Source organism: Ureibacillus endophyticus, from assembly GCF_003628435.1.
Lineage (GTDB): Bacteria > Bacillota > Bacilli > Bacillales_A > Planococcaceae > Ureibacillus > Ureibacillus endophyticus.
In genome coordinates, this window is the sequence record NZ_RBZN01000008.1 from 40,890 (window position 1) to 63,788 (window position 22,899).

The window sequence follows — 22,899 nt, forward strand, 5'->3', positions numbered from 1 at the left end:
CTAAAGTGAATACAATTTTTACTTCAATTTCCACTTATTTTTGTATTCTTTGCTTGTATGAATACAATCCCTCTTTAAACTCCCTCTAAATTTCGTATTTTATCCGCTTAATCCACACAAATAATAAAAAGCGCTAATCTTTAAAAGATTAACGCTCTCATAAATCCTAAATTAAACCGATTCAGACTTTGGATCTTGTCGAAGTTTCCAGTTGCCTAAACCTACAATCAGTACAAAAAATACAATCGAAATAAAACTTGAAAGTGCCATTACTAAGCCCATGGCGATGGCAGGATTTCCACCGATTCCTGTCAACGGTGCAACTGTTCCAGCAATCACATATTGAAGAACTCCGATTAACGCTGCAGCACTTCCAGCAATTTTCCCCTGGTTTTGTAATGCTAACGATTGACCTGTTGTACTCACAATACCAATACTCGCTACCGCTAATAATAATGGTGGCAAAATGAATACTAAACTAGCTTTTAATATAAGTAACAACAGTAAGACACTCGATGAAACGAATGCAAGTAAGATACCTGTTACTAATAATTTTGATTCCCCAAAACGTCCAGCGACTCTACCCGTAACTTGCGCTGCAATGGAAATGCTCACGCCATTTGCAGCAAAAATGAGACTGAATGTTTGAGGACTTGTTCCATAAACCTCTTGCAATACAAAAGAAGAACCCGAAATATATGCAAATAATAATCCAAAAACACATGCTAACGGTAGTGCGTATCCGATAAAACTACGATCTAAGAATAATTGTTTAAATGTGATGAATGTCTTTTTAACTCCACCTTCAGTTCGTAATTCTTCAGCATGTGATTCTGGTAAACTCGTTAAAACTAAGATAAACATCACTACACCAATGACACTTAAAATAATAAACACAGCATTCCAAGGGGCTAAAAGTAAAATAATCCCACCTAAAATCGGTGCAAGAATTGGTGCAACACCATTCACTAACGCTAACAATGAGAAGAATTTCGTCAATTCGATACCAGAATAAATATCCCGAACAATCGCACGGGATAGAACAACCCCCGCAGCACCAGAGAATCCTTGAATAAATCGTAGTAAAATGAAGCCCCAAATCGACGTTGAAAATGCACATAATAATGAAGCAATACTATAAATAATTAAACCGATTAGTAAAGGCTTTCGTCTTCCACGTACATCACTTAAAGGCCCAATAATTAATTGTCCCGATGCCATTCCAACTACAAAAAAGGTTAAACTCAGTTGTACAAGGGATGGCGTTGTGTTAAATTGTTCTGCTATAAGTGGAAGAGCAGGTAAATACATATCTATCGATAATGGTGCAAATGCAGCCAATGAACCTAAAATTGCCGCTAGTTTTAACCGTTTCGTTTTAATTGGTTGATGATCCACAGAATCCATTCTTTAAACCTCCTTCAAAACAATCAATTAAGTTGATTGATTAAGTTTCTAATAACCTCAGATTTATCTAATTGCTTACTATCACAATATTGATGTAGTTTGTTGTATGTATCTTCATCTAACCGAACATGAATGGAATGCTTTAACTTCTCACACTCTGGCTTTTTTGGTCGACCTCTTCTAATTTTTCTTACTCCTTCTTCATCGCGCCAAACTGTTATTAAAACAAAGCCATCTTCTTCAATCGATTGTTGAAAATTATTTTCTTCCCATAGTTTTAAAGCTTCATTGATTCGTTGATTGATAAATTGTACTCTTTCCTCCCCTTCCAATCCCCGATTTTTTGCTTTTTGATTCATCTTTTTTTGAATATAATCTTTATATTCCTCAAAAGAAGTAAAAGTTAGCTCCTTCATATTCATCCTCACTAATTTTTGTTCTACAAAAAATAATAAGAAACTTTTTGTTAATTAGCAATCTTATTTTTGCAAAATTCAAACTTTCATATTTTTAATAAAAAAATTAGAAAAGCATTTTAATATACAAACAGATAGATTTTTTATACGATAACAGTGGATTGAACAAAGGGAGGAAAAAAGATGAATACGAATAACTTACTCTCACCTTTTACATTGCCAAATGGCGTTGAATTAAAAAATCGTATTATTATGGCTCCAATGACAAACTGGTCCTCTAATCCAGATGGAACAGTAACAGAAGATGAAGTGAAGTATTATGCACGACGTTCAAGTGGGGTTAGTATGGTAATTACAGCTTGTACGAATGTCACAGCTAACGGCAAAGGATTCCATGGTGAGTTTGCTGGAGATCGGGATGAAATGATTCCTAGTCTACGAAAAATAGCAAATGCTATTAAAGAGCAAGGGGCAAAAGCTGTTCTTCAAATTTTCCATGGTGGAAGATTATGTCCACCTGAGCTTGTTCCAAATAATGAAATTGTTAGTGCAAGTAATATCCCTGCTGAAGGTTCTTCTAATATTCCAAGAGCTTTAACAGAGTCGGAAGTAGAAGAAATTATCGAAGCATTTGGTGAAACGACTCGCCGCGCAATTGAAGCAGGTTATGATGGCGTTGAAATTCATGGTGCAAACGGCTATCTAGTACAACAGTTTTTCTCACCTCATTCTAATCGACGAGAAGATCGATTTGGGGGAAGCCTGGAAAACCGAATGACGTTCCCTTTAGCGCTTGTCGATAAAGTAAAAAGTGTCGTGGACCAATATGCAGATTCATCCTTTATTATTGGCTATCGTTTTTCTCCTGAAGAAAAGGAAACTCCAGGGATTACAATGGCAGATACCCTTAAATTGGTAGACGCTTTAGCGGATAAAGGCCTTACGTATTTACATGTTTCCTTACATCACTTCTTCTCTACTGCAAAACGCGGCATCAATGATACATCCAAAACACGTATTGAATATCTTCTAGAAACAATAAATGATAGAGTCCCATTAATCGGCGTTGGTAAAATTCAAACTGTTGATGATGCCCAAAAAGCACTAGATACTGGTGTTCCACTTGTAGCCCTTGGAAGAGAACTCATCATTGATCCAGATTGGGTACAAAAAGTGGCAGAAGGAAAAGAAAATGAAATTATTACGAAATTGAATAAAGACATGCAAGAGCAACTTGTCATTCCAGATCCTTTCTGGAAAGTCATCATGAATACACCAGGTTGGTTCCCTATTGCATAAATGCTTGAGGCCCTTTTTTATAAGGGTCTTTTTTATGTACATAATTATTCAAAAAAATACTCATATTAGTCGAGAAAGGAGATGGTACAATGCGAAAGAAATTTAAGTTAAAGAGAAACCCTTTAGAGGTAGCAAACAATACAGTTCGTTTAAAACCAAATGAAGAATTTGGGTTAATGACTGTATCACATCCTAATAAAAACAATTCAAAAAAGTTATCCCTTGAGGAAGTCATTAATAAAATGGACGAAAATCAAGGTGGTATGGCTTAATCTTTCGGTGAGTCTTTCTAAACTCACCTTTTCTACATAGAAAAACCCCGAAAAAATTTCGAGGTTTTATATAGTTAACGATTTTTACGTCTATTATGTTTTTGTTCTTGGTTGGCAAATTCATCACGGTTACGGCTACGATTAAAATCAATTTCTTCGCCGAATTCTTCACGATTGTTGTTAAATTCCGCTTCTAGACCAAACTCTTCATGGTTATTCGCAAATTGATTTTGTTTATTTTTTCTTTTCACCATCTTCAATTCACCTCCACGCTCATTATTGTGAGTCAGAAGGTTAATTTTATACACTTAAGTATCGTTCCGTTTCAAAAGAAAAACGTTAATCCCTTTGTGGAATTAACGTTTTTGACCAACATATTAAATTTTATTTAAAGTCGCTTCATATAGATCAATAATTTCTAAGAACCTTTCTGCTTCTCTAAATGTATGGTCAGCCAGTAAAGGGTGAATATTGCTTTTAATACGGCAAGCTTCAATTAATTCTCGAGCCGTTTTCTTAAAATCTCTAAGAGACTTAACGGATACCCGGTTCTGGTCTAAAAACTGACTTAAAATCGGTTTTGTTTCAGATTGAGGGCGCATTGAATCAAGATCCATCGCCTGGAACAGCAATTGATCAAAATCATGACTAAACTCCCTTGCTTGGTCTACTAATTTTCGTTCAGAAGGGTCTAAAAGATGTCCAATAAATTTTGCATGGTCAGCCATTATTCTTAAGAAGAAGACATTTTCCTTAATGATCGCATCTGGTCTTGGTGCCAATATCCCTTGATTTAGTTCTTTTAAGCGATTAGCAAAATACGCTGCTTCCCTACTGATATGGTCAACTAACAATGGATAGTTATTGCTAATGATTTCACAACGCAATGTTAGGCCTAAAACTTTTCGTTTAAATGCCCAGATATTGACCGCATGTTGATAAACCTCTGTATTGAATGCTTTAACCTGTTGAATATCAGAGTTCTGGGAAAACTTACTTAACTTCTCCTCAACCCTTTCAAAAACGTTAATATAATGTTGTGCTTCTGCTACTAAATTCTTTTGATCATGTGTAAAGCCTAATGACAAAAATAACGCGTGCTCTTTCATAATTCTAGACCAAAATTGAATTTCATCTAATGACCTTGCAACAATTGGATTAGCCACAAAATCCCTCCTTGTATCAACTCCCTACATGTATATGTAATATTTTTCAAAATATATTATTTTTAAAATAATAATTTTTAAATTTTGAACAAAATATTTTTTGAAATAATCCCTATAGACTAATTAGAATAGTTCAACTTGAGTACTTTTTTTACCTCTATATATTATTTCAAAATTACTTCCTTCAATTATTTTCCGTTTTATATAAACCTATTTTTATTAAAAAAGATTATACTTTTCGAAGTCATAAATGATCTATCCAATTACAAATGCGCTATCATTATTTATCTTAACGAACAGATACTTATATTTTCTGATTATTTCGAAGATAGTTTGCTAGACTTAAATTGGTGGTCTTGGTATATTGTCAATAGAAAGAGGAGGGAATTCATTTGGGTAGTCAATTAATTAAAAAACAATTCGCAGTTACTAGAAAAAACATTTTGAGTTTATTAGAAGGTGTTTCTCCTGAAGTGCTAGACGTTGTTCCAGAAGGATTTAATAACAATATCCATTGGCAAATTGGGCACATTTTAACAGCTGGTGAATTGTTCCTGTTTAATGGACAAAAAAATCTACCAGAAAACTACGGCCAACACTTTGCAGGTGGGACAAAACCAGCTGATTGGACAAATGATGTACCTTCAGTTGAAGATATTCTAGTAAAATTACAAGAACAACTAGAACGCATCAACCAAATTTCCGATGACTCATTCGAGATTGAACTGGAAAAACCGTTTATCGGCAATAAAACAGTTGGTGAATTAGCTGCTTTCGGTGCATTCCACGAATCATTACACTTAGGTCAAATTCAAATTTTAAAACGTTTAATCGAATTACAAAAATAACCGCCCTGTTTAACAAGGCGGTTTATCTTTTAACAAGTAATTTGTGGTTCCCTATTAAGTGGTTCTAAATCGATTTCAAATCCTAAATCTTCTAACATTTTTTTATCTTGTTCCCCAGGTTGTCCTTCTGTTGTTAAATAGTCCCCTAGGAAAATAGAGTTTGCTGGATATAAACTTAATGGCTGTAGTGTACCGAGATTTACTTCACGACCACCTGAAACGCGTATTTCCTTTGAAGGATTCACAAATCGGAATAAACTTAACACTTTTAAACAATAGCGTGGGTTTAATTCCTTTGTTCCTTCTAAAGGTGTACCATCAATGGCATTTAAGAAATTCACTGGGATAGAATCGGCATCTAAAGCACGTAAACTTCTCGCCATACTGATGACGTCTTCTTTTGATTCTCGCATTCCGATAATTACACCAGAACATGGAGAGATTCCTGCTTCTTTTGCTAATTCAACAGTATTTACGCGGTCTTCATAAGTATGGGACGTTGTAATATTACTATGATGATTGGCAGATGTATTAATGTTGTGATTATAGCGGTCTACACCCGCTTCTTTTAATTTCTCTGCTTGGTCTGGTTTTAAAATTCCTAGGCACGCACAAATCGTCATTTCAGGATGTTTTTCTTTAATTGTTTTTACTGAATCTACAACAATATCAATCTCTTTATTTACCGGTCCACGTCCACTAGCAACAATGCAATAGGTTCCTACATTTAATGATGCAGCACGCTCAGCTCCTGCCACGATTTCTTCTTGTTTCATCATGGCATACTTTTCTACAGGTGCTTTGGAAACGATTGATTGCGAGCAATAGCCACAGTTTTCTGGGCAAAGTCCTGATTTTGTATTAATAATCATGTTCAGTTTAACTTTATTGTCGAAAAACTTACGGCGTATTTTATAAGCTGCATGAAGAAGTGGCAATAGGTCTTCATCTGGACTATTTAATATTGCCAATGCTTCCTCATCTGTTAACTCATAGCCTTCTAAAACTTGTGTAGCTAAAGCATCGTAATTCATCTCGTTTTCCCCACTTTCAATACTTTTTGTATGCGGTAGCCGAAAATTCCTGCAAAAATAGCTAATATTAAATCTTTAGGTAGCGGTGGCATCATCCAAAGCCAAGCCATTGAATAAGAAAATCCTTCTGGAGCACCGAACCATAACATATATGCAGCATACATCCAGTTAGTGCCAAGTAGATAACTTACTAATGTTCCAATTATCGCTGCAGTAATAAACATTGTTTTTGTTGGTCGTTTTTCTACCATTTTGCCAACTAAAAATGCTACTAAAATAAACGTTACAATGAATCCAAAAGTAGGACTTAAGATTTGTGAGAAGCCGCCACTAAATCTTGCAAAAACCGGAGCACCTGCTAATCCAATTAACATATAAACTGTCACGGAAATCGCACCTAATCTACTACCTAAAATAAGTCCTGCTAAAATTGCAAAAAATGCTTGTAATGTAATCGGTACCCCACCGATCACCATAAACGGTGCAAAAGAAGTAATGTTTGCGCCAATCATCATAAGTGTCGCAAAAAGCCCACAATATACTAGCTCCACCGTTCTTAATTTTTGTTTTTGTTTTGGTTTAGATTGAACAGTCTCTGTTGTCATGCATCCACCTCAAGAAATTAATTTTGTATATTAGTAATTCTAAAGATTATAAATATTTATGTCAACCTATTTTTATTTTAGGTTAACTTAAAACCAAAACTTGTATTAATTTAATAGACATTACCTTTCCATTGAATAAATGGTTTACCTATCGGGTAGCCTTTTGAAAGATACTTTAAGGAGGATTTTTATCATGTTTGAGAAAAAACTTGCACTTCACGAAACGATGGAATTTCATGAAGTGATTAACTTTATGACAACGAGTTTATTAAAATCAAAATTAAGTCAAGGTGTCGTTTTTGATGATGATTTACGAGACTTGTTAGAAAAAAACGTTAAACTATCAACTCCTGCCTTAAAAGCCATGATTAAACTTTACGAAAAATCAGAGCTAGAATATTAATCGGAGGAATTCAAATGGAAGATTATTTAGATCCTATTAATTCAATCAATATGCCGGAGTTAACAGATTCTGGAGTGGCATTAGAGTTACTGTTATCTTTAAAAACCGGTGTCCGTACTCTTTCCATTGCACTTACTGAAACGGCTTCCCCTGCCCTACAAAAATTATTGAGAACCCAACTCGATGTGTTAATTGATTTATATTTAGAGACTTCAGAACTAATGAAGAAAAAAGAATGGTTAAAACCTTATGAATTATCTCACCAAAAAGAGCTGGATATCAAAGCAGCGGAAAACGCCATCAGTATTGCCAGTCTTGACCTATTCCCAAAGAACATGAACCGAAAAGGAATGTTCCCAACTCCACCAAAAAAATAATAAAGGAAGATAAGAATGAAGGCAGTTACGTTTCAAGGAATTAAAAACGTTGAAGTAAAAGAAGTAAAGGACCCGAAAATAAAAAAAGATGACGATATTATCATTAAACTAACTTCCACGGCAATTTGCGGTTCAGACCTTCACCTATTCCATGGGATGATCCCAAACTTAGGAAAAGATTATGTGGTTGGACATGAACCAATGGGAATTGTCGAAGAAGTTGGAAAAGGTGTTTCGAAGGTAAAAAAAGGCGATCGTGTCATCATCCCATTTAATATTGCATGTGGGGAATGTTGGTATTGTAAACATGAACTAGAAAGCCAATGTGACAATGCCAATGACAATGGAGAAATGGGTGCCTACTTCGGATATTCTGATACAACAGGCGGTTTCCCCGGAGGACAGGCGGAATATATGCGTGTGCCTTACGCAAACTTTATCCCATTTAAAATTCCAGAAAACAGTGAAGTAAAAGATGAAAGCTTAGTTTTATTGGCCGATGCAGCCACAACTGCCTATTGGAGTGTGGATAATGCAGGGGTAAAAGCTGGTGATACAGTTATTGTTCTTGGTTGTGGTCCTGTTGGTTTATTGGCACAAAAGTTTGCATGGTTAAAGGGTGCAGAAAGAGTCATTGCCGTTGACTATATCGGTTACCGATTAAAGCATGCGAAACGGACAAATAAAGTTGAGGTTGTGAACTTTGAAGATCATGAAAATTGTGGTGAGTATTTAAAGGAAATCACAAAAGGCGGTGCCGATGTGGTCATCGATTGTGTTGGAATGAGTGGCAAAATGACTCCTTTAGAGTTTCTAGCTAGTGGCTTAAAACTCCAAGGAGGTGCAATGGGTGCCCTAGTCATCGCAAGTCAGGCCGTTCGAAAAGGGGGCACAATTCAAATAACAGGTGTGTATGGTGCTCGTTATAACGGGTTCCCACTTGGTGACATTTTCCAACGCAATGTAAACATTCGCACTGGTCAAGCACCTGTCGTCCATTATATGCCTTACCTTTATCAACTCATTGCAGAAGGTAAAGTGGACCCAAGCGATATCATTACCCATGTCATTCCGTTAGACCAAGCAAAAAGAGGGTACGAAATTTTCGATACAAAACAAGACAATTGCATTAAAGTTATTTTAAAACCATAAAAAACTTGAGCAGGAGTATTCAAAAATAATTACTCCTGCTCTTCATCAATTCAATATCTTCAACACTTTATCCAACACTTCTGAATTATGCACAATGACGAGATGTAGTTTTTTTCTCGTACGATTGATATTTTGATAAAGCATTTTTGTTGGTTGATAATACGGTTTTCTACCTTCTTCTTTCGCTGATAATTTCCGATTATCTTTGTAATAGAATAATTTATCAATGACTGCCACAACATGGTCATATTCTTTTCCGGATACATCTCTACGGTATCCTTTATGAGAGTGGTCATTATCCGGTTGGTCAATATATCCAGATCGCGTGTAGTCAATAATCTTCCACCCCTCTTCCCTCATAAATTGCAAATAGTTTCTTGCAAACTTTTTAGAAGAAAAATATTGAATCGAAACATTTGTATACTTTTGAATATCAGAAGTTCGAGCTAAGTCAAATAAATTATTGATAAATGAAGAAATCTCTATATTATGGCGAATAATTGTTGTTAATTCATACTTCACTGGCTTTAACTGCTCATGGATGAGTTTTGGAATATTATTATTAATTTCAAAGGTTGTCAGTACTTGATCAGGGTCTAATGAAAAAATACACTTAATCTTTAAATCTGTTATTAACTCGATCAATTTGAAAAACTTATTTTTATACAATCGCTGTGCTTCATCAAAAATGATTAAATCGTACTGAGAGAAATCATAGGTTAACTGCTTTGCTTTATTAAAATTACTAATCGGTTCTATCGGCCATTGATAGTCATTAATTAATTTCTCATGTCCTTTATTTAACCTTCCACAGTTGAAAATGAGCACTTTCTTATTATTTTTCATAAATTCTTTTGCAATGTCATACGTTAAAAGCGTTTTACCAGTACCCGGTCCACCTTCTATGACGATAAAACTTGTCTTATCAGTTGGAATTAAATTTAATATTTCTCGTTTATATGTACTTTGCTGAGCACTAAGGAAATATTTATCCTCCATAAAACTTTCCGGTGAGTTAAAAGGAGATACTAAATAATTCGTTGGATCAAACACATCGTCTAGATTATCGATATGAATAAATGTTTGTTCTTGTAGTCTTTCTATCAGAAGTGGCATTTCTACTTCTTGTAGTTGATTCAAATCTGTTAAAAAGTACAGTTTCTTAGTAGATGAAATGAATGTAAAGTTATAAACTTCTTTATCGAGAAATTTTAAATAATATTGATTTTGTACGAGCTGTCGAAGTACCTTTTCTTCACTACTTTCACGTTTTAACTCAATATTAACAACACTTTTTTCCCCAATTCGTAATAAATCAAATTCTTTGCCAATCCGGTTAATCATAAAGCCAACATAAAAATTATGAAAAGTAGTGAATTGGTCTGTATGTTTTTTCATTTCCTCTACTAACGATTTGAGATCATCTATTTCACTAATACGGATTTTCGGATTCATCCCAAATTGCGTCACGTACTTCGAAAAGTTTGTTAAACTTAAATCCATTCTAGCACTCAACAGGGATAATAAATTTATTGCCTTCACGATATATGCTCCTTTATCACTACTGGTACAGTCTTCCTTAAATTATAAATTAATATTTTTATTTTTGTGAACCGATTTATAAATTGGCTCAAGCTATGAAAAAAACTGCCTAAAAAGAAGGCAGCAAAATATGAATTTATAATGTTAAATACTCTTTCTTTTTTCCATAATTAGTTACTTGATTACGTCCATTATTTTTGGACTCGTATAGCGCTTGGTCAGCCATTATATACATGTCAGACGGCTTTAAGTTTTCTGTTGGTGTAATTGTAGAAACTCCTATACTAACGGTCACATATTCATTTGTTAGTGAGGTTTGATGTGGAATTCTTAATGCCAAAATAGCAGCACGAATTTCCTCTACCACTTGTAAGGTTTGCTGTTTATTTTGATTGCGTAACAGCACTACAAATTCTTCTCCTCCAAGTCTTGCTACATAACTGTTTGGCTCTTTATTAAATTCTTTCAACTTTTTAGAAATCCTTTTTAAACACTCATCACCTTTTAAATGACCATATGTATCGTTATAATCTTTGAAATAATCAATATCTAATAGAATAAAAGACAATGGTTCTGTAGTTTCTAAAGATTCTTCCCATACATTAGTAAATACATCATTAAAAAACCTTCTATTATAAAGTCCCGTTAATCCATCAAAATTTACTTTTGCCTCTAAAGAATGGATATTTGATGATAATTCAGTACGCATGACGCCAACATTTCTTATTAAATCAGCAAGTTCGTCCTGTTTATTATAAATTGGAACTTCTTTTGTAAAATCATGTTCTGTATAAGATTGTACACAGCTACTTAGCTTAATAATCGGTTTAATTAATTCTTTTAGAATTCTAAAATTAATCAATAGGTTCACTAACATAATAACAATAATTGTTGCTACTAATATAATTAATGTCATATTAATTCGATACTTCATTGTATTTCGAACAATCGTCCGCTCTTCATCAATACTCTTACTAAATTCAAAGAAATTAGTTCTAAAATCATCCGAGGCATGTTTGGCATCATCTAATAAATTTATATTAAGATTTTCTCCATTACGCCCTTGTTCTACAAACATTTCAGCATAAGTTGATTGCCAATGCTCCCCAAGCTGTATAATTTCTAATGCTTTGTTTTGTAATTTTTCAAAACTTTTCGTATTACTCAATAAATTGGCAGAACTTTTAGAAAACTCCGCCTGTCCTAAATAATAAGGTTCTAAAAATTCCTCATGGTTCGTTAAACTATACCCCCTTTGACCAGTTTCCTGATCAATGATGGATCGGAATAGTTGATTAGCAGATACGTCAATAGTATCTAATATACGTTGACCTTTTATATTCGCATCTAAGGCAAAACGAATGGAAAAGGTGAGTAGTATAACGACTATAATAATTAATATCGCTGAAAAAATAATTGAGTTTAATAGCTTATTCCCTAATTTTCCAAGTGAGTGAAATTTCATAGATTTTATCACATACTTTCCTAGAAACATAATTCAATATGCTTATTTTAACATAGTAAAAAATAATCTACTATTGGTTAAAAAACATGAAGACCTAAACACTAAGTTCAGGCCTTCATTTTTATTATTTTTTCGCTTTTCGATATTCAATAGTAGCAAATTGTTCTCTTGTTAATGGACGGTTTGGATACTTCCCATTCAATAGTCTCTCCTTTATTGCCCATTCCCAAGCTTCTTTGTGAGTTGCTGAAGCTTCCCGTTCGTTTAAGCCAATCATTGATTCAAGTGTTTGAATTCGCTTAGCTTGTGCTTCAATTAATTTTTTTAACTCTTCGTATTGCGCCACGGTTAATTCTCCTTCCTTCGTGGTTTTCTTTAATCCAAGGTATTTTGCAAGTGCTTGTGCAATTTGAGTACCCGCATTTGCTAATACTTGGTTATCCCTTAACTTCTTTATGTCAATTGTGCTGTCCATAAATCCGCCTTCAATTAAAATGGCCGGCATTGTTGTTTCCCGAACAATGTGTAAATTGGCCCTTTTAATTCCCCTATCGCGCAAACCGTATGCGAGTACTACTGCAGGATGGATTGCATTTGCTAAGGCCAAACTTCCTGGTTTTGGACTCGTATAAACAAATGTCTCCACACCTGTATGGTTACCCCATTGTCCTGCCAGAGCATTGTGATGAAAAGAGATATAATAGTCTGCTCCCCATCGATTTGCGCCATTTGTTCGTTCTAATAATGGCACATCCCTCTGGCCAGTTGGATCATCAAATCGACGTAACTCCACCCCACCATATTGAGAAAGTTCTTTTTGGAATGCAATGACCACTTGATTATTAAATGACCATTCCCTTTCTCCATCTGGTGTGCGTTTTCCTGGGGTATTAATACCGTGTCCTGCATCAAATCCGATTTTTACCATAATTTTCTATCACCCCTCAATTAATATATTCGAAAACATTTGTTGTATATGATTTATATATCTCTGTTCTCATAAAAAAGCCCCTAAAATCTCAAAAAAATTATCAATAATATTAGGAATCTTGAAACATTCTCATGCTTAACAATGCACTTTCTATCTTTAACATTGGAATTAATTTCCTCATTATACAGTTGTATGATTATATGACTAATATCGAATTATCATAAATTTCTTGCATATAATCTATTAACTATAATACAAGAGGTGATTCTATGGATTATAAGAAGGCCTATGAAACATTCCTGAAAATGGCTTTTGAAGAAATTGACTATCCCGCCGCTCCTGTCGTATATAAGTTATCTGAGAATCAAAAGCTGACTATTGAATATATTCGTGATTTAACAAATCAAGTTCAAAATCGAATCATGCAGCTAAAACTAGTAAATATTACAATGAAGGAAGATGAGTATCGGAAAGAATTGGAGTTATTTAAATTAAACTTTTTAAAGCAATGTCTTCAATCACCTCAAGTTGCGGAATTGGCTAGGTATACACACAACAAATTAAAACTATCAAAATTTATCAATAAGCATAAAAAAATGGACGATTATATGGACATATTAGATAATGCAAACTCTCATATGCATACAATTCGTATCATTCTGCAAGAACTATGGGTTTCAAAGGAAGTAGATCTAGTTATATAAATCTTTCTGATGCTGACACATAAGTGATTTTTCGAAAAGAATAGTAAATAAACATAGATTCTGGGCACGCAATGGAACGTCTTCATGAAAAACTCAACATTTTTCTTAAATGAAAAATATTGAGTTTTTTGTTTTGTCTCATTTCCGTTTTATTTTTATGTTCACAATTCATTCAAATCCAATGAATTTACTTTATTTTCTGAAAAAAATCCCCCTTTTCAATTTATTATTTGCTAATATATCAATAATAGAATGTTAAGGAGGACTTTTATGGCTGGATTAGAGAATAAACGAATCGCATTACTTGGCACTAGAAAAATTGAAGAACAATCAGCAATCATCGTACAACTTGGTGGTTCTGCAGTACACCGCCCTGCTCAAGGGACAATCTTTTTTGATGCAGCAGTAATCGAACCAGAAATTGATAAAATTATTAATGGCAAATTCCAATGGGCAATCTTTACAACAGGTATTGGTTTTGAAAAATTATTTGAGATTGCAAAAGACGCAGGAAAAGAGGACTCCTTACTCGCTGCATTACAAAATTTAAAAATTGCCATTCGTGGGTATAAAACGGCCAATGCATTGAAAAAAAGAGGATTAAATCCTATTGTTCGGGATGATGATGGAAGTATTGTTGGACTCATTCGACAACTAGAAGCACAACAACTATCAAACCAATCGATAGCTGTTCAACTATATGGTGAACCTCATTCAGAATTAATTGATTGGTTAATTGAAAGAAATAATACGGTGCAAGAAATATTACCGTACGAACATATCCCGCCACAAACAGAAGTGTTAGAAAAATTATTAAACGAGATACTTTCCAACGAACTGGATGCTGTTAGTTTCACAAGTACACCTCAAGTAAAATATCTATTCAAATATGCAGTTGCTCAACACAAAAATAAAGAATTGCTCGAGGCATTTGAAACGAATGTTATTGCATTATCAGTTGGTAAAGTAACAGGAAAAGTTTTAAAAGAATATGGTGTCAATCGTGTTATCATGCCACAAGATGAAAGAATGGGTAGTGCACTCATGACATTAAATAAATATTATAAAGAAGTTGAAATTTTTTAAGGTCGTTCCAACTTATTCTATATCTCCTCCCTCGACATAAAATGAATTAAGTGAAACTTCAATCAGTCGGTACCCTTCACCGCCACGGATTGACTAGTTGAACTTATTTGTTTTCGGCACTGTCCGTGATTATCCTTGAGGAGGAGCGATGAATTATGTATGCTGTTCACTTTTATGAAAAAAATAACCTGATATTAAGTCAATTACTTAATGAAGTACCATTAGAAGGAGCAGCAATTAAAATTAAAGGACGAAAAGGGACAGTATTATCAGTTACCGATGTAGATGGATACAGATACCATATCGCTGTTGAGTTGGAAGTTAAGAAGAAACAAGCACCAGTGCTATCTGCTCTCGATAAAAAGAAAAGACGTTAAAAATAAAAACACCATTGAAAATGAAGCTTCATTTTTCAATGGTGTTCTTCTTTAAATCCTCAATAATCCAATCTGCAGCTCGTAATAGATCTGTGCAAACAGCATCTGCCAGTTCATCGTGATCACCTAGGTAAACACATTTAGTCCCTGCTTTTTTCCCAGCCATAATATCTGTATCTGTATCCCCTACCATATAAGATTTTGAAAGGTCTACCTCATACTTTTTAGCAAGATCCTCAATCATCTTACTTCCAGGCTTTCGACATTCACAGCCAGCTTTTGGTTTATGGGCACAATAAGCGACATCATGTATAATGGCCCCTTGTTTTTTCAATTCGCTCACCATGTGCTCATGAATCTTTACAAGCTGAGCTTCCTTCATAAACCCAAGCCCTACTCCACCTTGATTAGTTACAACGAAAATATAATCAAACGAAGCATTTAACTTCTTAATTGCCTCTGGAACGCCAGGCAAGAAATATAAATCACTTTTTTTATTCACAAATTTTACGCGTGCAGATAGTACTTCATTTATGACTCCATCTCGATCTAAAAATACTGCTGTTTTCACTTCTGTGTCACCTTTTCCCTTTTCTCTACATTTTCAACTGTCTCTTCTTCCATTAGCTCGAATGGTTCTAGTTTTGTATGCTTACTCTTCATTCTTTCAACAGCCAATTTACATAACGTTACTAGTTTTTTCCCTAAATAAGAGAAGTCATCTTTAATTTCAGGTCCTTGTTCAATTACATCAATAATAATTGTTTCAATAATAGCAAAAATCCATACCGTAATAAGTGCAGTTAATACAAGTAAATCAAAAATAATGGAAAAACCTTCTACTGGATAATCGATATTAAATAGTTTCACTAAATAAAGGCATATTCCAACACTTAACGAAATGGGAGGCGTATATAGTATATAACTATAAGAGATTTTTTTTCCTATAAAATTCAATATTAAACTTAGTATTGCCATAATTAAAATCACAATTAAAAGATATCCCATTTAACCACCACTCATTTTCTTAATTTTGGATACAATCGCATTTTTACCTGAAATAGGAAAAGTTATTCCAATTTATAAAAGGGTATAGTAAACACTTTATGCAAACATCTATTTTAAATAGACTAATGGAATTTAAAAAATCGGGAAGAATATATTCGAAAAGAAATGAAAGGAGTAATACTATGAAGGGAAAAAATAAATATTGGGTGTACTTTTTAACACCAATTTTAGCTTTTGGCATTTTTGGAGCACAAGCGACTCCAATTTTGGCTCATGACCATAGCTTCCATGATAATTATGACAAGCTTGATAAGGAGAAAAAGCAACAAGTAGACACAATATTAGAATCTTTAAAAACTGATTTAGAAAAATGGGGATTAAAACCACCACAACATCATCATGATTTCCTTGATAATCTTGATGAGGAAACGAAGATGAAAGCAAAGGACATCTTCAAACAAGCCGAAGAAGGTAAAATATCTAAAGAAGAAGCAGATAAACAACTTTCTGAACTGGGAATTGATACAAAGAAAGATAAAGAACACTGTAAAGCCTTTGAAAATTTAAATGAAGAACAAAAGAAACAAGTAAAAGACATCTTCAAACAAAAGAAAGATGGAACTATTACCGAAGAACAAGCAAAAGAGAAGCTAGCGGAATTCGGAGTAGATTTACCAAAAGACCCTATGCGTGAAAAATTTGATAAGCTTGATGAAGAAACAAAAGCTAAAATAAAAGAACGCGTAAATGAAGCGAAAGTAGAGTTCGAAAAAATTGGTGTACCTTTCCCCAAAAAATATGAAAAGTTAACGGAATAAATATATTGGTTCGTCTTACTTTGGACGAACCTTTTCTTTTACACAAAAAATCGATGGTGACAAATGTTTTCACCATCGATTTCTCATTATTTATCATCCGTATATAATTCACGGGCACGTTTTCTATCTTCTTCAGTAAATTCAGTTTCTTCACCAAATTCTGTTTGATAATTCATATTAGTATAGGCATTACTATTGCGTGTATCGTTTGTAACTGTATCAACTTCATCTTCTTCAAATGCTCTAAATAATAGTGGAATACATAAAAGACCACTGATTCCAACAAGTGTATAAACCGTTCTGGATAGGAAAGTATCTTGTCCTCCGAATAACGTAGCCACTAGGTCAAACTGAAATAAACCAATAAGTCCCCAATTTATTGCACCAATAATGGCTAATACTAATGCAAGTCGGTAAATAATTCCCATGTAATAACCTCCAAATAATATTTTTTGGTAATGTACACAACTTAACATTTTGTGTGCTCATATTTTTTGCAGTTTGTTGGCATTTATACATTTCATGATGAATATCTCTCTACATGGTTTCATATTCTAAAAATAGTTTGAAATTCTATGCGCAAAATCCGTTTGCCTAGACTTTCTCAAATGGAAGGGAAGAAAAATTGTGATTGTTAAACAACGATACGTAAAGAAAAACGAGGTTATTTGGTGTAAGGAAAACGATTCGAGTACAGAAGTTTTAAATTTATTGAATGAATCTGGCTATAGATGTATTCCCGTTTTAGATGAACAAGGGAACAAATTTATTGGCAATGCCTATAAAGTGGATATTTTAGAACATAAATTGGGGCATGGAGATGAAGATATTCCGATTTCTGAATTAGCCGTTGATCAAGATGGCACAATTCATGAAGAAAGCTCCTTCTTCGAAATTTTCTTTACCATTAAAAGATTGCCTTATCTTGCTGTCATTGATGATAATAAGAATTTTACCGGTATTTTAACGCACTCGAAAGTATTTGAATTACTTGAAGAAGCATGGGGATATAAAACTGGCAGCTGTGCCTTAACCATTGCACTACCTGATACTGAAGGCATATTAGCTAAGATCCTTAAGAGCATAAAGAAAAAATCAGGAATTCATAGTGTTTTCTCCATGGATGATGATAAATACTATTTACGAAGAATTATCGTAACATTAGCAAAAGGCGCAACATCAGAAATAGTTAAAGAAATCGAAACCCTCCTAAACAAAGCCGGAGCTCAACTCATTGACATAGAAGTTTTTAATCATGAAGGGTTTTGAATAATATGACAACAATAAGAAGTGGTTAGAAAATAAGTAGATTTTTTTAATCTTACGGATGCATTAGAAACAGAAATTCCTTTGAAAATTGATTGGAATGAAGGACAACTCTGCGGGAACAGCAAATTTGTTTACGACAAGTGCGTAAGCAATAGGAGCAAAGTGGACGTCTCAAAAAAGTTTTCAGACGTCCACTTGCCCGCGAAAAGCGTCGGCTAGAACGGAGAACAGCGACTCGAGAAAAAAACAGGTACTCATAAGATTCCATGAGTACCTGTTTTCATTTAGCTATTTATTAAAATTTATTAATCCAACTCAATCTTATAAACATCACGATTATTTAACTGTTGAATCGGACGGTTATTTTGTAAGAAAATCGAGCTAAATTGATTAATTTGCTCATTTGACATTTCAATCGGTTGCTCTAATACGAACCAATTCACCCCTTCAGTACAAGGCGGCGAAGTTAACGAACCAACATATTGATACACATTTTTCTCTTCTGGTAACAGCTGCTCTAAATTAATCGGGTTCTTTAAAACTTTCACTGCTTCTGCCCCATCTTTTGGCATATTCGCCCACATCTCTGCTAGCTCTTTATTCTCTTCTCCACTTTCAATAAATAATCCAATAATGGCCATTTTCCCATCTTTTGTTTCATGGAATAAATGTGCTTCCATATCAAAATACTGCCCATTGATTTGATGTTCACTTGGGGAATGGAAATGAATGCCCGTTAACTTATATTCTTCATCATTAATCATTAATGAATTATCTTGTGTTGTTGAGTTTGCTTCGATTGTATGACCATTGTTTTCGATTTCAAACAATGCCTTTTCATAATTCAATTTAACTTCTTCATCAAGTTCTTCCTTGGCCGTATTTGAAACTTCGATATTAATTGGTGATTGCAACTCCCCCCTACCGCAAGCTGCGTAATCAGCACTCACATCCATCCATTGTTGAGGTCCAGTTTCACCATCATAAGACCAATTTACTGTGAGTTGCTCTTCACTTTCGACTGGTGCTTGTTCTGTTGTATCCATTGTATAATAGGCTACTAGTGCTAAAACAATTGCAAATGTTAAGTATGCAATAACATAATTCTTTTTCATAATCCTTTCTCCTTTAATTGCTCTTTACTATCAAATTAGCCAATTTACGCTCCTTTCTATTCACGTTTTTAAAAATAAAAATGGAGGGATCTCTAAAAGTGAGACTCCTCCTGCTAGTTCTATTTCAAATAAAAAATACCACCATTAATAATTTCCACTTTAATTCTAGGGTTAAATCTTTCTTCTAAGCCTTTTTTCTCGATTTCATATATTTCTGGTTTTTCCTCTCTATCTTGATAAAAATAATTTAGTACTTCTAGCTCCTTCTCAAACCTATTTTTCGCTTCCTCTGCCCAAGAGTGATCATCTTGTGTGATGAGGTTCTGTATCATCAAATCTAAACGTTCCAATGCTCTACTTGGCTTAATGATGTATTGCAGACAGAATGCTTTTTCTGGCATTTCATTTGTTAAATTCATATCGCAAATCGACTCATGAAAATTGTCTTCAATAACTCCATTGATTAAGTTAATACCTAAGGAATGAATCGTTTCTTTTGTTTGGTCACAGTAATAAGATACTTTATAATTCACACAAAAATATGGGGTTAACGTTGTTTGATTTTTTGTATTATCGACTTGCTCATACATTAAAACAAAGGACCCTAGATCTTTAGTTGCTTTAAAGATTTGATTTAATCGCCCTGAACCATAATGAATAATTTCCCCCATAAACTGATTTTGTGTCTGGGTTCGGTCCGTGATTAACGTCAGACGTGCAGGATTCGGTTCACTATTTGTTGCTTCAATATACTTCCAATAAAATGGACGATTCATAATTCGTTTGTCCATATCAATTGTTAATTGGACGGTTAATTGAAATCCTTCATCTGAAACAATTTCACAATTGGTTTCTTTAAAAAATGTTTTTAAATAGTCGTGAATTTCAGTTGCATACATAAAATTTCCTCCTTTCTTGCTTATTTAGTGAGTTGACCATTATGCTTTTTTCTCTAAAATATCATCTAAATCGCCAACAACTTTTTCGAAAACATCAATTTTATCATTTAATAAATCAAGGATTTTTTGTTCAATTGTGTTTTCAATGGCGAGATTGTATATATGAACATCTTCTTCTTGTCCTAGACGATGAACACGTCCAATTCGTTGTTCTAGTTTCATCGGATTCCAAGGTAAATCATAGTTTATAACATGATGACAAAATTGTAGGTTTATCCCTTCCCCACCTGATTCCGTTGCGATTAAAACTTGGGCTTGTTCTCTAAATAATTGCTTCATCCAATCCCGTTTATTCTTGCTATACTTCCCGTTAAACAGCACACTGGAGATTCCCTTCGTATGCAAATACCATTGTAAATAACTTTGTGTTGCACGATATTCTGTAAAAATAATAACTTTATCGTTTGCTTTTTCTATAATTTCTAATACTTTCTCAGCTTTGGCGTTAATTTCTAGTTTCATTAATTTTTCAATGATTTGTTCAATATAATCGATTTCTTCTTTCGCATTAATTTTTTGAAGCATTTTGTTTAACGTTAAGAATGTCGCCTCTTTACTACTACACATTTCTTTTAAGAGTGTAACCATTGTAAAAGAGCTAGCGAATACGGAAGAAACAGATTTTAGTTCACAAAGCATGTCATAAACTTCTCGTTCTTCATTTGTAAATTGGATTGGGATAGTTTGAACTTTTCGGGTTGTCCATTCAATTCCAGTATCTGATCGGCGATTTCTGACCATTACTTGATTAACCAGTTCTTTTAAATATTTTTCTCCTTCAATACTGCGTTTTGTTGCTGCGAAGGATTCTTGGAATGTTTCATAATTACCTAAATGACCTGGTTTTAATAAAGAAACAAGATAGAAAATTTCAAACACATCGTTTTGAATTGGTGTAGCTGTTAATAATAAACAAAACTTCTTTTTTATACTTTGCACAAATTCATAGATTTGGGTTTTATGATTTTTTAATTTATGTGCCTCATCAATAATAATCATGTCATAATCTTGTTCATAGATTTTTTCACGGTGTGGACTTTTTTTAGCTGTATCCATACTCATGACTACGACATCATATTGTTCGATTGGTGTATTTCTTCGATAACTAATTGCTGGGATAAAAAAGCGTACATTTAGTTCTGTCACCCATTGATTTTGAAGGGAAGCAGGAACTAAAATCAGTGCCTTTTTCACAAGACCTCGTATCATATATTCTTTCATGATTAATCCAGCTTCAATTGTTTTCCCTAAACCAACCTCATCGGCTAAAATAGCTTTCCCATTCATTTTCTCGATGACTGTTTGTGCAGCTTCAATTTGGTGTGGTAACAATTGAAGATTTGTTAGAAATTTTGGTGCCTGCAATCCTGTAAATTCAGGAATTAAATTCATTTTTTCTACTTCATAACTCATTTTATATAGAGTCCAACTATCCCACGGACCATCATTGTTCACACGTTCAATAAAATCTTCCCGCCAATTTGACGACCTTTCAATAATCAATGATGTCACCTCGCTTTTTGTACCTATTAGATTGTCCAAAATCGTAAAACATATAATTACGAATTATATTAATAGGTACATTGGTGAATTGATTGTATGAAAAATCGAAAGGTACGCATCATTTTATTAATAATTAGTAAGGAGCCAACTAAATGAAGAATGGTATATTGATTGGCGTTGTTATTGTGGGAATCCTAGTCATCTTTTTCTTTGGGGATTTTTCGTCAAAGAATCATGAAGAACAGGAGTTTCTAGCATTTCAACAATTTTTAAATGATGAGTTTTTCCCCATCTCAAATGATTGTTTTGATCATTTAAATCAAGCTGTTGACGAACTATATGCTTTTACCTTTTCAGACTGGTATTTTAACGGTGATGGTAGGGATGAAAATGGCATTTTGCAGAGTGATCTTGAACAAATTGAAGATGATGTATTATTATACGAAATTAAATATAATCAAGCGTTAGCATTAAAAAAGAATATTCTTAATCAAATTGAATCATTAAAAGAGACACTTCAATTACTATCTAATGCACCCTCAGAAGAGGATGAAAAATCCTTTGAACGATTTCGATTAAAGTTAATTACAATGATCGATATACTCTCTACTGAAATGGACGAGATGAATAAATTACTTGAATCCAACCAATAAAAAATCGCGGCTAAGTTTATAAGCCGCGTTAATAATGGTTATTCCGATTCTGCTACTTTTTTTACCCTTTCGACAAACTGCACAACAACTTTATTAGAAGCAAATTTTAGCAAAAGTTTTAATATAGGTTTTAAAGGCTTGTTCGTTGTAGTGTAGACAAAGTGGGTTGTGGTATTTTGTCAATTTTCTTTAATTCATAAAGAGCAGTAATGTCAAACATGTTGGCAAGATTAAAACCTATTTTCACCCTTTTTTTGTTAGCCGTTTCAAGATATTCTAACGTCTCAACATCATACTCTTGAATTCGCTTGCCTTCACGATATGCTTGACGATAAATTGTACCGATCTTTTCTTCTGTTACATGAACCGGTTCATGTCTAACAACTTGGGGCATGATTTTTTGCATATCCTCCAACGATCCATTAAATAGCTTCCAAACCTTTTCAATAGGTGCATTGATTTCAATTTCCTTTGTCCAACTTTTCATACG

General features: G+C 33.8%; 28 protein-coding genes. 12 read left to right on the forward strand and 16 right to left on the reverse strand.

Annotated features, from left to right (window positions below):
• Positions 1-171: 171 nt before the first annotated feature.
• Both D8M03_RS05335 and D8M03_RS05340 read right to left on the reverse strand, forming a co-directional pair.
• Positions 172-1,407: a multidrug effflux MFS transporter gene (locus tag D8M03_RS05335; protein WP_121213740.1), complete on the reverse strand. Its 1,236-nt coding sequence runs from the start codon at positions 1,405-1,407 to the stop codon at positions 172-174.
• Positions 1,408-1,430: 23 nt separating this feature from the next.
• A complete protein-coding gene (locus tag D8M03_RS05340) occupies positions 1,431-1,823 on the reverse strand; it encodes a hypothetical protein (RefSeq protein ID WP_121213741.1) in 393 nt (130 codons plus the stop codon).
• Between the two features lie 183 nt (positions 1,824-2,006).
• Here D8M03_RS05340 and D8M03_RS05345 point away from each other — a divergent pair, with 183 nt between their 5' ends.
• A complete protein-coding gene (locus D8M03_RS05345) occupies positions 2,007-3,122 on the forward strand; it encodes an NADH-dependent flavin oxidoreductase (protein WP_121213742.1) in 1,116 nt (371 codons plus the stop codon).
• Positions 3,123-3,211: 89 nt separating this feature from the next.
• A complete protein-coding gene (locus D8M03_RS05350; protein WP_121213743.1) occupies positions 3,212-3,394 on the forward strand; it encodes a hypothetical protein in 183 nt (60 codons plus the stop codon).
• Positions 3,395-3,468: 74 nt separating this feature from the next.
• Here the strand turns inward: D8M03_RS05350 and D8M03_RS05355 are convergent, their stop codons facing one another.
• Both D8M03_RS05355 and D8M03_RS05360 read right to left on the reverse strand, forming a co-directional pair.
• Positions 3,469-3,648 (reverse strand): hypothetical protein, encoded by a 180-nt coding sequence (locus D8M03_RS05355; protein WP_121213744.1) that lies wholly within the window; start codon positions 3,646-3,648, stop codon positions 3,469-3,471.
• A 123-nt stretch (positions 3,649-3,771) separates the two neighbouring features.
• The gene (locus tag D8M03_RS05360) at positions 3,772-4,560 is read right to left on the reverse strand and encodes a DUF2935 domain-containing protein (RefSeq protein WP_121213745.1); all 789 of its coding nucleotides are present in this window, start codon (positions 4,558-4,560) and stop codon (positions 3,772-3,774) included.
• 392 nt (positions 4,561-4,952) lie between these two features.
• On the opposite strand from D8M03_RS05360, the gene D8M03_RS05365 reads away from it, so the two are divergent.
• Positions 4,953-5,408 (forward strand): DinB family protein, encoded by a 456-nt coding sequence (locus tag D8M03_RS05365; RefSeq protein ID WP_121213746.1) that lies wholly within the window; start codon positions 4,953-4,955, stop codon positions 5,406-5,408.
• A 29-nt stretch (positions 5,409-5,437) separates the two neighbouring features.
• Here the strand turns inward: D8M03_RS05365 and bioB are convergent, their stop codons facing one another.
• Positions 5,438-6,442 (reverse strand): biotin synthase BioB, encoded by a 1,005-nt coding sequence (gene bioB, locus D8M03_RS05370; protein WP_121213747.1) that lies wholly within the window; start codon positions 6,440-6,442, stop codon positions 5,438-5,440.
• Positions 6,439-7,047, reverse strand: a complete 609-nt coding sequence (locus D8M03_RS05375) for a biotin transporter BioY (RefSeq protein ID WP_121213748.1) — start codon at positions 7,045-7,047, stop codon at positions 6,439-6,441. The genes bioB and D8M03_RS05375 overlap by 4 nt, the downstream gene beginning before the upstream one ends.
• 193 nt (positions 7,048-7,240) lie before the next feature.
• Between D8M03_RS05375 and D8M03_RS05380 the strand changes: the two genes are divergently transcribed.
• Genes D8M03_RS05380 through D8M03_RS05390 form a run of 3 tightly spaced genes read left to right on the forward strand, consistent with a single transcriptional unit; the run spans position 7,241 to position 8,979 of the window.
• Positions 7,241-7,450: a spore coat protein gene (locus D8M03_RS05380; RefSeq protein ID WP_121213749.1), complete on the forward strand. Its 210-nt coding sequence runs from the start codon at positions 7,241-7,243 to the stop codon at positions 7,448-7,450.
• Positions 7,451-7,464: 14 nt separating this feature from the next.
• Positions 7,465-7,827, forward strand: a complete 363-nt coding sequence (locus D8M03_RS05385; RefSeq protein WP_121213750.1) for a spore coat protein — start codon at positions 7,465-7,467, stop codon at positions 7,825-7,827.
• 15 nt (positions 7,828-7,842) lie between these two features.
• Positions 7,843-8,979 carry a zinc-dependent alcohol dehydrogenase gene (locus D8M03_RS05390; protein WP_121213751.1) on the forward strand — a complete coding sequence of 379 codons (1,137 nt, stop codon included), beginning with the start codon at positions 7,843-7,845 and terminating at the stop codon, positions 8,977-8,979.
• A 45-nt stretch (positions 8,980-9,024) separates the two neighbouring features.
• Here the strand turns inward: D8M03_RS05390 and D8M03_RS05395 are convergent, their stop codons facing one another.
• From D8M03_RS05395 to D8M03_RS05405, 3 genes are all read right to left on the reverse strand, one after another.
• Positions 9,025-10,521: an ATP-binding protein gene (locus D8M03_RS05395; RefSeq protein ID WP_121213752.1), complete on the reverse strand. Its 1,497-nt coding sequence runs from the start codon at positions 10,519-10,521 to the stop codon at positions 9,025-9,027.
• A 136-nt stretch (positions 10,522-10,657) separates the two neighbouring features.
• Positions 10,658-11,986 (reverse strand): diguanylate cyclase domain-containing protein, encoded by a 1,329-nt coding sequence (locus D8M03_RS05400; protein WP_170148386.1) that lies wholly within the window; start codon positions 11,984-11,986, stop codon positions 10,658-10,660.
• A gap of 124 nt (positions 11,987-12,110) precedes the next feature.
• Complete coding sequence (locus D8M03_RS05405; RefSeq protein ID WP_121213754.1) at positions 12,111-12,914, reverse strand: N-acetylmuramoyl-L-alanine amidase family protein; 804 nt, start codon at positions 12,912-12,914, stop codon at positions 12,111-12,113.
• A gap of 272 nt (positions 12,915-13,186) precedes the next feature.
• Between D8M03_RS05405 and D8M03_RS05410 the strand changes: the two genes are divergently transcribed.
• The 3 genes from D8M03_RS05410 to D8M03_RS05420 all read left to right on the forward strand — a co-directional run bounded on the left by D8M03_RS05410 (position 13,187) and on the right by D8M03_RS05420 (position 15,084).
• Positions 13,187-13,621, forward strand: coding sequence for a hypothetical protein (locus tag D8M03_RS05410; protein ID WP_121213755.1), 435 nt, complete (start codon positions 13,187-13,189; stop codon positions 13,619-13,621).
• Positions 13,622-13,891: 270 nt separating this feature from the next.
• Positions 13,892-14,707, forward strand: coding sequence for a uroporphyrinogen-III synthase (locus tag D8M03_RS05415; RefSeq protein ID WP_170148387.1), 816 nt, complete (start codon positions 13,892-13,894; stop codon positions 14,705-14,707).
• Positions 14,708-14,862: 155 nt separating this feature from the next.
• A complete protein-coding gene (locus D8M03_RS05420) occupies positions 14,863-15,084 on the forward strand; it encodes a hypothetical protein (protein WP_121213757.1) in 222 nt (73 codons plus the stop codon).
• A gap of 28 nt (positions 15,085-15,112) precedes the next feature.
• Here the strand turns inward: D8M03_RS05420 and D8M03_RS05425 are convergent, their stop codons facing one another.
• On the reverse strand, positions 15,113-15,655 hold the full coding sequence (locus D8M03_RS05425; RefSeq protein ID WP_121213758.1) for a D-glycero-alpha-D-manno-heptose-1,7-bisphosphate 7-phosphatase: 543 nt from the start codon (positions 15,653-15,655) through the stop codon (positions 15,113-15,115).
• Positions 15,652-16,092 carry a hypothetical protein gene (locus D8M03_RS05430; protein ID WP_121213759.1) on the reverse strand — a complete coding sequence of 147 codons (441 nt, stop codon included), beginning with the start codon at positions 16,090-16,092 and terminating at the stop codon, positions 15,652-15,654. Before D8M03_RS05430 ends, D8M03_RS05425 begins: the two co-directional genes overlap by 4 nt.
• A 182-nt stretch (positions 16,093-16,274) precedes the next feature.
• On the opposite strand from D8M03_RS05430, the gene D8M03_RS05435 reads away from it, so the two are divergent.
• Positions 16,275-16,910: a hypothetical protein gene (locus D8M03_RS05435; RefSeq protein ID WP_121213760.1), complete on the forward strand. Its 636-nt coding sequence runs from the start codon at positions 16,275-16,277 to the stop codon at positions 16,908-16,910.
• A gap of 86 nt (positions 16,911-16,996) precedes the next feature.
• Here the strand turns inward: D8M03_RS05435 and D8M03_RS05440 are convergent, their stop codons facing one another.
• Positions 16,997-17,338, reverse strand: a complete 342-nt coding sequence (locus D8M03_RS05440) for a DUF378 domain-containing protein (RefSeq protein WP_121213761.1) — start codon at positions 17,336-17,338, stop codon at positions 16,997-16,999.
• A gap of 199 nt (positions 17,339-17,537) precedes the next feature.
• Here D8M03_RS05440 and cbpA point away from each other — a divergent pair, with 199 nt between their 5' ends.
• Positions 17,538-18,179 carry a cyclic di-AMP binding protein CbpA gene (gene cbpA, locus D8M03_RS05445; protein ID WP_121213762.1) on the forward strand — a complete coding sequence of 214 codons (642 nt, stop codon included), beginning with the start codon at positions 17,538-17,540 and terminating at the stop codon, positions 18,177-18,179.
• Between the two features lie 305 nt (positions 18,180-18,484).
• Here the strand turns inward: cbpA and D8M03_RS05450 are convergent, their stop codons facing one another.
• The 3 genes from D8M03_RS05450 to D8M03_RS05460 all read right to left on the reverse strand — a co-directional run bounded on the left by D8M03_RS05450 (position 18,485) and on the right by D8M03_RS05460 (position 21,756).
• A complete protein-coding gene (locus D8M03_RS05450; RefSeq protein WP_121213763.1) occupies positions 18,485-19,294 on the reverse strand; it encodes a carbonic anhydrase in 810 nt (269 codons plus the stop codon).
• Positions 19,295-19,413: 119 nt separating this feature from the next.
• On the reverse strand, positions 19,414-20,193 hold the full coding sequence (locus D8M03_RS05455) for a YqhG family protein (RefSeq protein ID WP_121213764.1): 780 nt from the start codon (positions 20,191-20,193) through the stop codon (positions 19,414-19,416).
• Between the two features lie 39 nt (positions 20,194-20,232).
• Positions 20,233-21,756, reverse strand: coding sequence for a DEAD/DEAH box helicase (locus D8M03_RS05460; protein WP_245987466.1), 1,524 nt, complete (start codon positions 21,754-21,756; stop codon positions 20,233-20,235).
• 152 nt (positions 21,757-21,908) lie between these two features.
• On the opposite strand from D8M03_RS05460, the gene D8M03_RS05465 reads away from it, so the two are divergent.
• Positions 21,909-22,409 carry a hypothetical protein gene (locus D8M03_RS05465; protein WP_121213765.1) on the forward strand — a complete coding sequence of 167 codons (501 nt, stop codon included), beginning with the start codon at positions 21,909-21,911 and terminating at the stop codon, positions 22,407-22,409.
• A 130-nt stretch (positions 22,410-22,539) separates the two neighbouring features.
• On the opposite strand, the gene D8M03_RS05470 is transcribed toward D8M03_RS05465, so the two are convergent.
• A complete protein-coding gene (locus D8M03_RS05470; protein ID WP_342768790.1) occupies positions 22,540-22,896 on the reverse strand; it encodes an SRPBCC family protein in 357 nt (118 codons plus the stop codon).
• Between the last annotated feature and the right edge of the window lie 3 nt (positions 22,897-22,899).